Genomic DNA, 13,898 nt, shown 5'->3' on the forward strand with positions numbered 1-13,898 from the left:
GGACGGGGCCGCAGCCGGGGGATCCACACGGCGCCGTCGCGGGTGGCCCGGCAGACCGCGCCCGCGCGGGTGGCCAGCAGCCGCCCCGGCTCGCCGTGCAGCCGGTCCTCGGGGTGGCCGCCGTGCAGGAACCAGCGGGCGCCGAGGAGCTCGTCCAGGACGCCGGGCCGCGAGTCGGCGGCGCGCAGCTTGCGCAGCACGGTCGTGGTCGGGTCGGCGGCCCAGTCGATGCGCCGCTCGTCCTGGCCGAGGGCGGGGCGGAGGCGGACGACCGCTCCGAGGGCCGGGTCGCCCTGCTGCCGCGGGACGTACGCGCCCGTCGCGAACCGGTCGACGGCCAGCAGGACGGCCTCCATGGCGGCGTCCGAGATCTCGCCCCGGTACAGGTCGCTCTTGCCGACCGGGGGCACCGTGCAGTCCACCGCGGCCCAGACCGGGCCCGCGTCCATCTCCTCCTCGGCCTGCAGGACCGTCACGCCCCATGCGGCGACACCCTCCTGGACGGCACGGTCCAGGGAGGCGGGGCCGCGGTCGCCGGGTGGCCCCGGGTGCACGACGAGGCAGGTGCGGGCGGTCCTGACGTCCGCGGGGATCGCCGCCTTGAGCATGGGTGCCACGACGAGTTCCGGCTCGTGGCGGGCGACCGCCGTGCGCATGGCGTCGCCGTCCGGTGTCACCTCCACGGCGACGGTGTGGCCCAGCTCGCCGAGTTCCGCGTACATGCGCTGCGTCAGGCTGTTGAACGCCGACGCCATGAGCAGGATGTGCATGACGACCTCCCGGGCCGCCCGGCACGATCGGGGAGGGGGGAGCACCGGCCCCGGCCTTCAGCGATGATGCCTGCCCCGTGGGCGTCCGCGGGTGCGGCCCGGCCGTCGTTCACCCGGTTGCCACCGGGCCGGCCGCCACTCAGGGGGTGCGGCTCCGTGATCCCGGACCGTTCCGCGTATTGACGCGAACGCATCAACTCGATAGGTCTACACCAGATGCATTTGGTACAGACCAACTGCGCGTTCCCCCCACGGGAGGCCCGGATGCGAAGAACTCTGGCCCTGGTCACGGCGCTCGTCGGAGCGCTCGTCCTGCTCCTCGCCCCGCCCGCCGCCGCAGCGGCGCCGAGCGCGGCCTTCGTCAAGACGTCCACCTGGGAGACCGGATACCAGGGGCAGTACACGATCACCAACGGCGGCACCACCACGCTCAGCGGATGGACCGTCGAGTTCGACCTGCCGTCGGGGACGAGCGTCGGCTCGTACTGGGACACCTTGATGACCCAGAGCGGCAGCCACTACACCTTCAAGAACCGCGACTACAACGGCACCCTCGCGCCCGGCGCGACCGCCGCCTTCGGCTGGGTCTCCTCGGGCACCGGGGCGCCTGCGAACTGCAAGCTCAACGGCGGGTCCTGCACGGGCACCGGCGGCGGACCGGACACCACCGCGCCCAGCGTCCCCGGCGGGGTGAGCGTCGGCTCGGCCACCTCCTCCTCCCTCACCGTCCGCTGGACGGCCTCCACCGACGACTCCGGCAGTGTCGCCGGCTACGAGGTCTCCCGGGACGGCGGCGCGCCCGTCGCCGTGACCGGCACCTCGTACACCGCCGGCGGGTTGCAGGCGAGCACCGCCTACTCCTTCCGGGTCCGCGCCAAGGACGCGGCGGGCAACACCTCGGCGTACAGCACCGCCGTGAGCGGCACGACCACCTCCGGCGGCACCAACCCGCCCCCGGGCGGCGTGCGTACCGCGCCGTACGTCGACATGGGCGCCTGGCCGACGCCCAGCCTCACCACGCTGTCCTCGGCGAGCGGCCTGAAGAGCTTCACGATGGCCTTCATCACCGCCTCGTCCTGTAAGGCGATGTGGTTCAACGCCTATGACCCGCGCGACGCCTGGAACAAGGACCAGATCGACGCGATCCGCGCGGCCGGCGGTGACGTCAAGATCTCCTTCGGTGGTGCCAGCGGCATCGAACTCGCGCAGGCCTGCGGCTCCGTCGACGCGTTGTACGCCGAGTACAACGCGGTGGTCAACGCCTACGGCCTGACGTACGCCGACTTCGACATCGAGGGCGCCGCCACCGCCGACCCGGCGTCCGTCGCCCGCCGCTCCCAGGCACTGGCCCGACTCCAGCAGGCCCATCCGGGGCTGCGGATCTCGCTCACCCTGCCCGTCCTGCCGGAGGGGCTCACGGCGGACGGTCTGGGCGTCGTGCGCTCGGCCCGGGACGCCGGGGTGAACCTCGACGTCGTCAACATCATGGCGATGGACTACTACCGCAGCGCCGACTACGGCGACGCGGCGATCCAGGCGGCCAACAGCACCTTCACCCAGCTCAAGTCGCTCTACCCCGGCAAGTCCGACGCCCAGCTGTGGGCGATGGTGGGCGTCACGCCGATGCTCGGGCAGAACGACGACGGCCGGATCTACGACCAGGCCGACGCCCGCCAGTTGGTGAGCTTCGCCCAGGGCAGGCACCTGGGCCTGCTCGCCTTCTGGGAGACGACCCGGGACCGCAACGCCTGCACCGGCGCGCTCTACATGTGCACCAACATCCCGCAGTCCCCTTATGAGTTCTCGCGGATCTTCGCGGGCTACACGGGCTAGCACCCCTCGGGACCGCCCTCACGGGCCGCCGTCGTGTGGAGAACACGGTGGCGGCCCGCTGCTTTCCGGCCGATGTGGAGACGATGTGTCGATCCGTGAAGGCGCTTTCACGGAGGCCCCGGCTCCGCTGAGTCCATTCACCCGGACGCCCAGCTCACCGCAAGTGCGACACAACGGATAGTACACACTGTGAACAACCGGTGACCGAAAGTCGCGGAACGATGTGACGGGCGGGCGTTCGATGCACAAGACTCCTCGACGTCCGATAACCGGATCAATTGCCGAAGGAGTGTTCGCTATGCGGTTCAGTGCGGTGGGGACCTGCCTGGCCCTGGTGGCGGCGGTGTGTTCGGCGGGGGTCGCGGCCGGCTCGGCGGAAGCCCGGCCGGCCGGGGCGACGAGCCTGTACGCGCCGTCCGCGCTCGTCCTGTCCGTGGGGAAGGGGGAGGACCCCGCGACGGCGACGATACAGCGCGCGGTCGTGCTGCGGTGCAAGCCCACCCCGTACGGGGACCACCCGGACCCGGTGGCCGCCTGCGCGGAGCTCACCGCGGTCCACGGGGACTTCGCGGCGATGACGGCCGACGCCGGGGGCGTGACCTGCACCCGGGTGTGGGACCCGGTCGTGGTCACCGCCGACGGGGTCTGGGAAGGCCGGCGCGTCACCTTCGCGCAGACCTTCGGCAACCCGTGCATGCTGCGCGGCAGCGACACGGCCGGCGTCTTCGCCTTCTGACGCCGATGCCGTGAACCAAGGCCACGGGGTTCACCGTGGGGGAGAGCCCTGTGAGGGGGCGGCCGACTCGTGGGACGGGGTCGGCCGCCCCTGTTTTCGCGTGTTCCCCGTCGTGGCGGGGCGTCAGGTCGTCTTGATCTGGCCGCCGTCGATGGTGAACTCGGCGCCCGTGACGTTGCCCGCGACGGGCGAGGCGAGGAAGGCGACCAGGGCGGCGACCTCCTCGGGCTCGGTGATGCGCCCGGTGGAGATGCCCATGGTGCGCGGCACGACCTCGTCCAGGGCCTCCTGGGCGCTGGTCCCGGCCGCCGCGGCCGTCTGGTCGGCGAAGGCCCCGGGAGCGGTCCAGAAGGGCGTGCGGACGGGGCCGGGGGCGACCGCGTTGACGCGGACGCCCCGCGGGGCGAACTCCTCGGACAGTGACTTCGTCAGGTTCGCCAGCGCGGCCTTGGCGGCCGAGTAGTCCACGACCATGGGGAAGGGGAGGCGTGCGTTGACGGACGTGATGTTCACGATCGCGCCGCCGCCCGCCGCCAGCATGTGGGGGAGCGCGGCGCGGGTGGTGCGGACCGCGCTGAAGAAGGAGATCTCGAAGACGCGCCGCCACTCCGAGTCGTCCACCTCGAGGAAGCCGTTGCGGGACGTCCCGGAGCCCACGTTGTTGACCAGGACGTCGACGGCTCCGTAGCGTTCGGCGGCCTGCCGTACGAGTTCGGCGGGGCCGTCCGGGGTGGAGAGGTCGACGGCCACGGGGGTCACGTCGTAGGCGTCCTGGAGGGCTCGCGCCTGCGGGGTGATGCTGCGGCTGCCCGCGACGACGCGCACGCCCTCACGCGCGAGCGTCTGTGCCACCGTCAGGCCGATGCCCCGGCCGGCTCCGGTGACCACCGCGACCTTGCCCTGAAGCTGCAGTTCCATGGGGACCCCTTCGGGATGGGCGCATGCGTATCGAGCCTGGGGGAGGGGAGGCGGGCCCGCCATCGGAGCGCCGCCGGGCGGGGGCAGGTGTGAGGGGGGCAGATACGTGTCCTCACGCCCCGTCGGCCCGTCGGCGCGTCGCAGCCGTGTGCATCGCGGTGGCAGGTATCAGCCGTGCACGACAGGGGACTTGACGGGGCATTGGTCTAGTCCTACCGTCATCCGTCAATCGCAGTGTTCATGGGTGCATCCATGGTTCACCCATGTGAACATGCCGTCTCCTGGGAAGGCGTCCCCCCATGTCCCACAGGTCACAAGGTCTCCTCACCAAGGGCGTCTTCGCCCTCGTCGCGGCGCTGGTCGCCGCCCTCCTGACCGCGTTGCCCGGCAGTGGTCGCGCCGACGCCGCGCCCGCTGCCTTCAGCCACCCCGGCGTCCTGGTCAGCCGAGCCCAACTCGACTTCGCACGCAGCAAGGTGCAGGCCGGAGCGCAGCCCTGGAAGGGCGCTTACGACCAGATGATGGCGTCGGCGTACGCCTCGCAGTCGCGCACCCCCAAGCCGCGCGCAGTCGTCGAGTGCGGCTCCTACTCCAACCCCAACTACGGCTGCACCGACGAGCGCGAGGACGCGATCGCCGCCTACACCAACGCACTGGCCTGGTACGTCACCCGTGACGCCAAGTACGCCCAGAAGGCGATCCAGCTGATGGACGCCTGGTCGGCCACCATCACCGACCACACCAACAGCAACGCCCCGCTGCAGACCGGCTGGGCGGGCTCGGTGTGGCCGCGCGCGGCGGAGATCATCCGCTACACGTACACCAGCTGGCCGAACGTGAACCGCTTCGCCACCATGCTGCGCAACGTCTACCTCCCCGAGGTCATCAACGGCTCCAAGAGCAACGGCAACTGGGAGCTCAGCATGATGGAGGCCGCCGTCGGCATCTCCGTCTTCCTCGACGACCGCACCTCGTACGACAAGGCCGTGACCCGCTACCTCAACCGGGTCGCCGCGTACGTCTACCTGGACACCGACGGCGCACTGCCCAGGACCGTGCCCGGCAGCGGGCTCGACACCCGCGACGAGATCGTCGGCTACTGGCAGGGCCAGTCCACCTTCGTGACCGGTCTCACCCAGGAGACCTGCCGCGACTTCACGCACACCGGCTACGGCATCTCGTCGATCTCGCACGTCGCGGAGACCAGCCGCATCCAGGGCGAGGACCTCTACCCGCAGGTCGGCGAACGGCTCCGGCAGGCGCTGGGCTTCCAGTCCAAGTACCAGAGGGGCGAGGCCGTGCCGTCCTGGCTGTGCGGCGGCCACCTCAACCTGGGGCTCGGGCCGGTCACCGAGGTCGGCTACAACGCGATCCACAACCGGCTCGGCTACGCCATGACCAACACCCAGGCGCTCACCGAGTCCCAGCGCCCGGCCGGCAGCAACAACCTCTTCGTCGCCTGGGAGACCCTGACCCACGGCGATAACCTCTCCTGACCAGGCAGAGGTGACCGGCGGCGGAGGGAACAGGCCATGCCCGTACGTGTCGAGCGCAGCGGACCTGTCTCCACGGTGGTGCTCTCGCGCCCCGAGGCGCGCAACGCCGTCGACGGCCCGACGGCGCGCGAGCTGGCCGACGCCTTCCGCGAGTTCGACGCCGACCCCGGCGCCTCGGTCGCCGTACTGTGGGGCGAGGGCGGCACCTTCTGTGCGGGTGCCGACCTCAAGGCCATCGGCACCCCGCGCGGCAACGAGGTGACCGGCGTGACCGAGGGGGGCGGCGGGGACGGGCCCATGGGGCCCACCCGCCTGCGGCTGGGCAAGCCGGTCATCGCGGCGATCTCGGGTCACGCGGTGGCCGGCGGCCTGGAACTGGCCCTCTGGTGCGACCTGCGGGTCGCCGAGGAGGACGCCGTGCTCGGGGTGTTCTGCCGGCGCTGGGGCGTGCCCCTGATCGACGGCGGGACGGTACGGCTGCCGCGGCTGATCGGCACCTCCCGCGCTATGGACCTGATCCTGACGGGGCGTCCGGTCGCCGCGGCCGAGGCGTACGCCATGGGCCTGGTCAACCGGGTGGCCCCGGTCGGCGGGGCACGCGCCGCCGCCGAGGGGCTCGCCGCGGAGATCGCGGCCTTCCCGCAGACCTGCGTACGGCACGACCGGCTCGCGGTGCTGGAGGCCGAGGGGCTCGAGGAAACGGCCGCGCTCGAGGTCGAGTTGCGGCACGGCCGGGTGTCCCTCGCGGAAGCGGGGGAGGGCGCGGCGCGTTTCTCGGCGGGGGCCGGGAGGCACGGTGCGTTCGAGGTGAGCTGACCGGCGCGGAGCGTCCGACGGGGGCCGATCCGCGCCGGTCGTCCGGCTGACCTGCGCCCATCGCGTGTCCGCCGTGTGTGGTTCGGCCGGTTCCCGTGTGTGGACCACGGACGCGCTCTGGACATCCGTATGTCATGGGCACTTAAATCTGGCACCGCCTCACCTCCGCACCCGGGCCCGCCCCACCGTGGCCGGACGCAGATGCGGGGACCGCGCACGCCCCCACCAGAGGAGCACGATGCAGCCCAGCACCAGACGTGCCGCGACCGCCATATCCGCGGCGCTCGCCGCGACCGCCGTCACGGCCGCCCTCCTGACGCCCTCCGCGGCGTCCGCGTCCGGACGGGACCTCCCCTCCCGGGCCACCGGCGTCGCCCGCGCCGACGCCGCTGTCATGGCCAACGCCGGCCGGCTCTCCCTCACGTCCGCGCAGGGCCGTACCGTCCGCGACGTCGTCACCGACACGGACGGCGCCCAGCACGTCCGCTACGACCGGACGTACCGCGGACTGCCGGTCCTCGGCGGCGACCTCGTCGTCCACCTCGCCCCGGGCGGTGCCTACGAGGGCGCCGAGCGTGCCACGCGCTCCGACCTCGCCGTCCCGAGCACCACCCCCGCAGTCAAGGCCGCGACCGCCGCCGACAAGGGCCTGGCCGCGCTCCGTTCCGCCCACCGCGGGACCACCTTCCGGCAGGCCAAGGCCAAGCCGCAGCTCGTCGTCGACGCGCTGCACGGCACACCCCGCCTGGCCTGGCGCACCACGGCCGTAGGCCTCGACAGCCTGGGCAACCCCGCCGCCCGCGTCGTCCTCACCGACGCCCGCACCGGCGCCCGCATCGACGCCTGGGACGCCCTGGAGACCGCCGCCGGGGACGGCAAGTCCCTGTACGGCGGCACCGTGTCCCTGGAGACCACCCTCAGCGGCAGCACCTACCAGCTGAAGGACCCCACCCGCGGCAACACCTACACCGGCGACGCGCAGAACAAGACCGACCTGTGCATCTTCGGCATCTGCTTCTCCCGGGCCCCCGCGGTCCTCTTCACCGACGCCGACAACCACTGGGGCACCGGCACCACCGCCGACCGCGCGACGGCCGCCGTCGACGCCCAGTACGGCACCGACGAGACCTGGGACTACTACAAGACCGTCCACGGCCGCAGCGGCATCGCCGGCGACGGCAAGGGCTCGTACAACCGCGTCCACTACGGCAACAACTACAACAACGCCTTCTGGGACGACAGCTGCTTCTGCATGACCTACGGCGACGGTGACGGCACCACCTTCGGGCCACTGGTCGCCCTCGACGTCGCCGGGCACGAGATGTCCCACGGGGTCACCTCGCGCACCGCGGGCCTCACCTACTCCGGGGAGTCCGGTGGCCTCAACGAGGCCACTTCGGACATCTTCGGCACGCTGGTCGAGTGGTACGCGGGCAACGCCTCCGACACCGGCGACTACCTCATCGGCGAACGCATCGTGAAGCCCGGCTTCGGCAAGGCAGCGCTGCGCTTCATGGACAAGCCCTCCAGGGACGGCAGTTCCGCCGACTGCTGGAGCTCGGGCGTCGGCAACCTCGACGTCCACTATTCCTCCGGCGTCGCCAACCACTTCGCCTACCTGCTGGCCGAAGGCAGCGGCGCCAGGACGATCAACGGCGTCAGCTACGACAGCCCCACCTGCAACGGCTCCACGGTGGGCGGCATCGGCCGCGACAAGCTCGGCAAGATCTGGTACCGCGCCCTCACGGTGTACATGACCTCCGGCACCAACTACGCGGGCGCCCGTACCGCCGCCCTCAAGGCCGCCACCGACCTCTACGGCGCGTCGAGCGCCGAGTACACCGCCGTGGCTGCCGCCTGGTCCGCCGTGAACGTCAACTGACGCCGACGCCGGCACCGACGCCGGGACCGCACCACCGGCCCCGCGGGACCGACCACTGCCAGGTCGGCCCCGCGGGGCCCTGCCACACTGGCACCCGTGACCACCACTGACGCCGCGACGGCGATACACGCGCACGTAGCGGCCTTCAACGCCCGAGACCTGGACGCGCTCCTCGCCGGCTTCACCGACGACGCCGTGTGGATCACCGGTACCACCACGGTGCGCGGCCGCGCCGCGCTGACCGGTCTCTTCGACGAGGCGATGCGCGGGCTGCTCCCCACGCTGGAGGTGCACGACCTCATCGCCGCGGACGACCGTGCGGCCTGCCAGATGACCGAGACCCTCACCTACCGCGGCGAGCGCCGCACCTGCCCCATCGCCGCCTTCTACGAGCTCCGCGAGGGGCGGATCGCCTCGGCGAAGGTCTACCGCGAAGGCAGCGCGGACGTCGCCTGAGCGGCGACGTCAGGCGGATCCGCTCGCCGTCCACGGCCGGAGCTTGTCCGGGTTGCGGACCGCCCAGATGCGGGTGACGCGGCCGCCGGTGACGCCGAACGCCGCCACGGTGACGGTGACCCCGGCGTACTGGGCCACCAGGCCCGGCCGGCCATTGACCGTCCGCTCCAGGAGCGTCAGCCCCGGCGACTTCGCCGCGATGTGGACCAGGTACCGGGCGATGCGCTCTCCGCCTTCGACCGGGCGCAGGACGGTGCCGACCTGCCCGCCGCCGTCCGCGACCATCGTGGCATCGGGGTCGAGGAGGCCGACGAGGGCCTTGATGTCCCCGGCCTCCCAGGCCTCCTTGAAGTGCCGCACCACACCGGCCTGTCCGGCAGCCGGCACCGCCGGGTCCCGCGCGTCGCGCACACGCCGGCGGGCCGAGTACGCCAACTGCCGGCAGGCCGCCGGTGTCCGGCCGACGATCCCGGCGACCTCCGGGAAGGGGAACCGGAAGACGTCGTGCAGGACGAACGCCACGCGTTCGGCCGGCGTCATCGCCTCCAGCACGACCAGGAAGGCCATGGTCACCGACTCGTCCAGGGTGACCCGGTCGGCGGGGTCGGCCGACTCCGCCCCGCCCCCGACGGTGGGCCCGCCGGTCCACTCCGCACGGTCGGGCAGCGGCTCGGGTATCCAGGAGCCGACGTAGCGCTCGCGCCGGACGCGGGCCGAGCCGAGCAGGTCCAGGCAGACGCGACTGGCCACCGTCGTCAGCCAGGCGCCGGGCGACTCGATGGCCTCCTGCTGCTGCCGCGACATCGCGTACCAGCGGGCGTAGGTCTCCTGCACGGCGTCCTCGGCCTCGGCCAGCGAACCGAGCAGCCGGTAGGCGAGGTTGATGAGATGGCGCCGCTCGCCGACGACCGCGCTCAGGTCCGGCTCCGACCGGTCGTGCCCTGACTGGAATGGGGTGCTGCTCATCCTCGCGACCGCTCCCTGTTCGTCCCGTCCGCTTCCGCTCCCGCCACTTCGACGGGACACCGCCCCCGTTCGTCAGGCCGGTGCCCCGCCTGACAGTTCACGGGCCCAGGTCGTCGGACTGACGGGACAGTACCGATCCGCACCCGTGCGACAGAAGAGGGACCGCGTCATGGCCACACGGACAACGGCAGAACACCGCAGCCCCACGTTCCTCCAGGTCGCGGTCGTCCTGCAGACCTCGGCGATCTTCTTCCAGGCGGTCACCGCCGGAGTGCTGCTCTCCTCGTCCCACGGCGAGGTGCTGCACGGTGTGGGAGCACGCGTGATGTACGGCGCCTCGATGCTGTACGTGCTCGCCGCGATCCTCGCGTGGCGGCCGGGCGGCGGATCGCCCCGCCCCATCCTGTACGCCTCCGGCTTCCTCGTCCTCGCCTCGGCACAGGTGGTGCTGGGCATCGCCCACATACCGTCGCTCCATGTCCCCCTGGGCGTGCTGATGTTCGGCCTGAGCGTGCTGGCGCTGGGCCACGTGCTGTACGCGCGCCGGTCCTAGCCGGCCCGCAGTCACGGCCGGCCGGCGGACGTCACCAAGGCGAGGGCCGCGGCGCACAGATCACGCTCCCAGCCAGGCGGGAGCGCGGGGAGGAGCCACTCGCTGTACACGGCAGCGGTCTCGAGGAAGTGGGTCTCCTCCGGGGTGTCCGCCGCGGCCGCGTAGAGCCCGCACGCCACCTCGACCGCGGTCAGCTCACCCCGGACGAGCGCCCGCGCACGGTCGAGGAGCACCCGCCGGCCGGCGGTCTGCTCGTCCGGCACCGGGATGCCCAGCTGGCTCAGGGCCCGGTGGTACAGCTCACGGATCCCGGCCGCGTCGTCGCGGCGCGACAGCCCGGCGAGCTCCCTCAGTGCCGGCGAATCGTCACCGTCCACGAGCGTGTGGGCCGCCAGCATGGGCAGGTCCTCGACGGGCACGATCCCCGCGACGTACTGCCATGCGCTGTTCCTCAAACGTTCGCCCATGCGGGCATCTTGCGACGGGGCGGAACGCCGGGGCCAGGCATTTTTCCCCGGCGGCGGTCCGCCGGGTCGGGCCCTCCCCGGATTCCGTCGTGGAGCGTGACATAGAGTGCGGTCGTTGGGCTCGGCGGGAGTGTCAAGGTGGAGGCCGCAATGAAGTGCCCCGACATGTCGCGTGGTGGGCGCCTGGCCGCCCATGGTGCCGTCTCCACCTCCCTGGCCCTGCGCAGTGACCGTGCCCTGCGCGAGCTCGTCGACACCGCCGTACCGCTCGGGTCCGGCATCGGGGGTAAGGCGGCCCTGCTGGAGGTCGCCGGAACCCCGGTCTTCGTGAAACGGGTGCCCCTCACCGATCTGGAGAGGCAACCCGAGCACGTCCGGTCCACGGCGAATCTGTTCGAGACGCCCGTCTTCTGCCAGTACGGCGTCGGCACCATCGGCGGGCCGGGCTTCGGGGCCTGGCGCGAGCTCGCCGTGCACACCATGACGACCAACTGGGTGCTCGCGGGGGAACACGAGGGCTTCCCCCTGATGTACCACTGGCGGGTGCTGCCGGACTCGACGCCCCTGCCCGAAGAACTGGCCGACATCGAAAGGGCCGTCGCCTACTGGGGCGGCGGACCGCAGGTGCGCCGCCGGATCGAGGCGCTCCAGCAGTCCTCGGCGAGCGTCGCGCTCTTCCTGGAGTACATCCCGCAGAACCTGCACCAGTGGCTGGGCACCCAGGTCGAAGCGGGGGACGAGACCGCCGACCGGGCCTGCGCCATGGTGGAGGGGGAACTGGAGGCCGGCATCGCGTTCATGAACGGCCACGGGCTCCTGCACTTCGACGCGCACTTCGAGAACATCCTGACCGACGGCCGGCGGCTGTACTTCGCGGACTACGGCCTCGCCCTGTCCTCCGGGTTCGAACTGTCGCAGGAGGAAGCCGACTTCTTCGACCGGCATCAGGCCTACGACCGCTGTTACACCGCCACATACCTGGTGAACTGGCTGGTCACCGCACTGTACGGATTCCGGAGGGAGGACCGGGAAGGCCGTTACGCGCTGGTGCGCGCCTACGCGCAGGGCAAACGCCCCACGGGAATCCCGGAGGTGGCCACGGCGATCCTCGCCCGGCACGCGCCGGTCGCCGCGGTGATCTCCGACTTCAACCTCTCCTTCCAGCGTCAGAGCAGGCAGACCCCGTTCCCGCTCGACGAGATCCGCCGGCTCGGCGCGATGGACGGCTCCCTCCTTCGCTGACGGACCTCGGGGCGGTCTCACGGCCGACGACGCGCAGCACGTGTCAACGACGCCGCTCGTAGGCGTTCGGTGAGGTCTCCACCATCACGGGGCCATGCCTCGCGCACCCGGCGCAGGCGCTTGACGTGCTCATCGGACCAGCCGTCGGCCAGCCGTGAGGACGTCGGACCAGCGGTCCAGGTCGTCCGGATCGAGGCACACTTCCAGGCGCCCCTGCGCGAACCCGCTCGTCACGGTGATCTCCGCGTCAAGGACGTCGTGCCAGGGCAGCACGCCGGGCATGTGCCGCCCCAGCACCCGGACGAGGCGACGGCCCTCCCCGTCGGTCAGCGAGATGAGGTCCACCGCCCGGTCTCCGGCCATGGGTCAGAGGTCGAGCAGATGGATACGGCGGCGGGAGGAGGTCGATGTGCCGAGGGTGATCGCGGGGCGGGTGCGTGTGGGGGTGCCGGGGACGGCGCGCTCCAGGTGGACGCGGCCGCCGAGTTCGACCAGCCCGTCCGGTGCGGGGGCGGTGAGGATCTGGGAGCCGCGGCCCTGGGCGATGTTCAGGGAGCGGTCGAGGCGGTCGGTGAGCAGCAGCGCCGCCGAGCCGGTGGCCTCGACCTCGTCGACGCCGTCGCCGCGGCCCGGGAAGCCGCGGGCGCGGACGCGTCCGGCGGCCTCGTCCTCCCAGGCCCAGGCGTAGACCCATTCGCCGGGTGGCGGTACGGGCAGGGCGTCCACTTCCTCGGGCGAGTCGTACTGCCGCAGGGTGCGGTGCGGGGCCCAGGCGGGGCTGGCCTCCAGCCAGGTGAACTCGCCGTCGAGACGCACGCCCACGACCCCCGCCGGGGTGATCAGTTCGGGGGCGTCCAGCAGCCAGGCGGTGCCCATGCAGGGGGAGCCGGCGAAGGGCAGCCGTCCGTCCGCCGAGCGGATGTCGATGATGCCCCGCTCGGGGTCGTCCACGAACACGGTCTCGGCGAAGCCCGATCGCCGGGCGAACGCGACGCGGTCCTGCTCGTCGGTGACGGTGCTTCCGTCCCGCACCACGGCCAACCGGTCGCCGTGGTCGCCGTCGGGTCCGCAGAAGACCCGCACTATGTCGTAGCCGGTCATGGCTGCAGCCTGCCTCATGACTGCGTGATGGGGGAGAGGGCCACCGAGGTGCCCAGCGTGGCGTTCTGAAGCGTGGTAATGCGCTCGATGAGGATGCCCACCAGTACGGCCGCGGCGATCATGAATGCCTCCGCGAGCGCGACCAGCGGAATCGAGGCCGGATCGATGTGACCCGCGGTCAGGAGCGCCAGCGCGTGTCCGAGCCAGGCCACCCACCAGAGGTTCACGACCGTCTTGTCGCGCGTCTCCTGCCACGAGACCGAACTCGCGCGCCCGATGTCCAGGAGCACCTGACGCGGGACGAAGAAGTTGACCAGCGGGACGAACCACACGCCGATGGTCCAGCCGCGGGACGGGAGGGACGCCTGGGGGGTCAGCGCCTGCGCGTTGTGCCGCGCCCGTGCGAGCCAGACGAGGAACAGGACGATCGCGAGCATCATGGCGTAGAGGAAGACCATGGAGACCATGCCGGAGGTGTGCAGGGTCTGCTGCGTGGGACGGAGGAAGTAGTCCCGGAGCGCCACCGCCCGGAACACGTCCAGGATCGCGGCCGCGGCTATCGCCGCCTGCGCGCAGCGGGCGGGCAACAGAGGGGATTTGGGGGGCTTGCTGGACATCGTGGATGGCCTGTCTCGGGTCGTGCGCGGCTCCGGTGGACACGG

The 13,898-nt window shown here is 72.0% G+C and carries 15 protein-coding genes; 8 read left to right on the top strand and 7 right to left on the bottom strand.

Annotated elements, in window-relative coordinates:
- The coding region (locus PV341_RS17565) for a formyltransferase family protein (RefSeq protein ID WP_500358296.1) at window positions 1–770 on the bottom strand (770 nt) is incomplete at its 3' end.
- Window positions 771–1,034: 264 nt separating this feature from the next.
- Between PV341_RS17565 and PV341_RS17570 the strand changes: the two genes are divergently transcribed.
- On the top strand, window positions 1,035–2,603 hold the full coding sequence (locus PV341_RS17570; RefSeq protein ID WP_500324058.1) for a cellulose binding domain-containing protein: 1,569 nt from the start codon (window positions 1,035–1,037) through the stop codon (window positions 2,601–2,603).
- A 298-nt stretch (window positions 2,604–2,901) separates the two neighbouring features.
- Entirely contained in the window at window positions 2,902–3,339 is a 438-nt protein-coding gene (locus tag PV341_RS17575; RefSeq protein WP_500324059.1) for a subtilase-type protease inhibitor, read from the top strand.
- A 123-nt stretch (window positions 3,340–3,462) separates the two neighbouring features.
- Here the strand turns inward: PV341_RS17575 and PV341_RS17580 are convergent, their stop codons facing one another.
- On the bottom strand, window positions 3,463–4,257 hold the full coding sequence (locus PV341_RS17580; RefSeq protein WP_500324060.1) for an SDR family NAD(P)-dependent oxidoreductase: 795 nt from the start codon (window positions 4,255–4,257) through the stop codon (window positions 3,463–3,465).
- A gap of 299 nt (window positions 4,258–4,556) precedes the next feature.
- Here PV341_RS17580 and PV341_RS17585 point away from each other — a divergent pair, with 299 nt between their 5' ends.
- The 4 genes from PV341_RS17585 to PV341_RS17600 all read left to right on the top strand — a co-directional run bounded on the left by PV341_RS17585 (window position 4,557) and on the right by PV341_RS17600 (window position 8,907).
- Window positions 4,557–5,753 (top strand): alginate lyase family protein, encoded by a 1,197-nt coding sequence (locus PV341_RS17585; RefSeq protein ID WP_500324061.1) that lies wholly within the window; start codon window positions 4,557–4,559, stop codon window positions 5,751–5,753.
- A gap of 36 nt (window positions 5,754–5,789) precedes the next feature.
- Window positions 5,790–6,569 carry a crotonase/enoyl-CoA hydratase family protein gene (locus tag PV341_RS17590; protein ID WP_500324062.1) on the top strand — a complete coding sequence of 260 codons (780 nt, stop codon included), beginning with the start codon at window positions 5,790–5,792 and terminating at the stop codon, window positions 6,567–6,569.
- Window positions 6,570–6,807: 238 nt separating this feature from the next.
- Window positions 6,808–8,451 (top strand): M4 family metallopeptidase, encoded by a 1,644-nt coding sequence (locus tag PV341_RS17595; protein WP_500324063.1) that lies wholly within the window; start codon window positions 6,808–6,810, stop codon window positions 8,449–8,451.
- 96 nt (window positions 8,452–8,547) lie between these two features.
- Complete coding sequence (locus PV341_RS17600; protein WP_500324064.1) at window positions 8,548–8,907, top strand: nuclear transport factor 2 family protein; 360 nt, start codon at window positions 8,548–8,550, stop codon at window positions 8,905–8,907.
- 9 nt (window positions 8,908–8,916) lie between these two features.
- On the opposite strand, the gene sigJ is transcribed toward PV341_RS17600, so the two are convergent.
- Window positions 8,917–9,873 (bottom strand): RNA polymerase sigma factor SigJ, encoded by a 957-nt coding sequence (gene sigJ, locus PV341_RS17605; RefSeq protein WP_500358298.1) that lies wholly within the window; start codon window positions 9,871–9,873, stop codon window positions 8,917–8,919.
- Window positions 9,874–10,042: 169 nt separating this feature from the next.
- Between sigJ and PV341_RS17610 the strand changes: the two genes are divergently transcribed.
- Window positions 10,043–10,426 (top strand): hypothetical protein, encoded by a 384-nt coding sequence (locus PV341_RS17610; protein ID WP_500324066.1) that lies wholly within the window; start codon window positions 10,043–10,045, stop codon window positions 10,424–10,426.
- An 11-nt stretch (window positions 10,427–10,437) separates the two neighbouring features.
- Here the strand turns inward: PV341_RS17610 and PV341_RS17615 are convergent, their stop codons facing one another.
- Window positions 10,438–10,893 carry a hypothetical protein gene (locus PV341_RS17615; protein WP_500324067.1) on the bottom strand — a complete coding sequence of 152 codons (456 nt, stop codon included), beginning with the start codon at window positions 10,891–10,893 and terminating at the stop codon, window positions 10,438–10,440.
- A 150-nt stretch (window positions 10,894–11,043) separates the two neighbouring features.
- On the opposite strand from PV341_RS17615, the gene PV341_RS17620 reads away from it, so the two are divergent.
- Window positions 11,044–12,135, top strand: coding sequence for a protein kinase family protein (locus PV341_RS17620; RefSeq protein ID WP_500324068.1), 1,092 nt, complete (start codon window positions 11,044–11,046; stop codon window positions 12,133–12,135).
- A gap of 129 nt (window positions 12,136–12,264) precedes the next feature.
- Here PV341_RS17620 and PV341_RS17625 read toward each other — a convergent pair whose 3' ends face one another.
- The 3 genes from PV341_RS17625 to PV341_RS17635 are packed head-to-tail and all read right to left on the bottom strand — an operon-like array spanning window position 12,265 to window position 13,853.
- Window positions 12,265–12,498: a DUF5959 family protein gene (locus tag PV341_RS17625; RefSeq protein ID WP_500324069.1), complete on the bottom strand. Its 234-nt coding sequence runs from the start codon at window positions 12,496–12,498 to the stop codon at window positions 12,265–12,267.
- A gap of 3 nt (window positions 12,499–12,501) precedes the next feature.
- Window positions 12,502–13,236, bottom strand: a complete 735-nt coding sequence (locus tag PV341_RS17630; RefSeq protein WP_500324070.1) for a PhzF family phenazine biosynthesis protein — start codon at window positions 13,234–13,236, stop codon at window positions 12,502–12,504.
- A 14-nt stretch (window positions 13,237–13,250) separates the two neighbouring features.
- Window positions 13,251–13,853: a DUF4328 domain-containing protein gene (locus tag PV341_RS17635; RefSeq protein WP_500324071.1), complete on the bottom strand. Its 603-nt coding sequence runs from the start codon at window positions 13,851–13,853 to the stop codon at window positions 13,251–13,253.
- Between the last annotated feature and the right edge of the window lie 45 nt (window positions 13,854–13,898).

Origin of the sequence: Streptomyces sp. PA03-1a (assembly GCF_033792805.1) — a bacterium.
Lineage (GTDB): Bacteria > Actinomycetota > Actinomycetes > Streptomycetales > Streptomycetaceae > Actinacidiphila.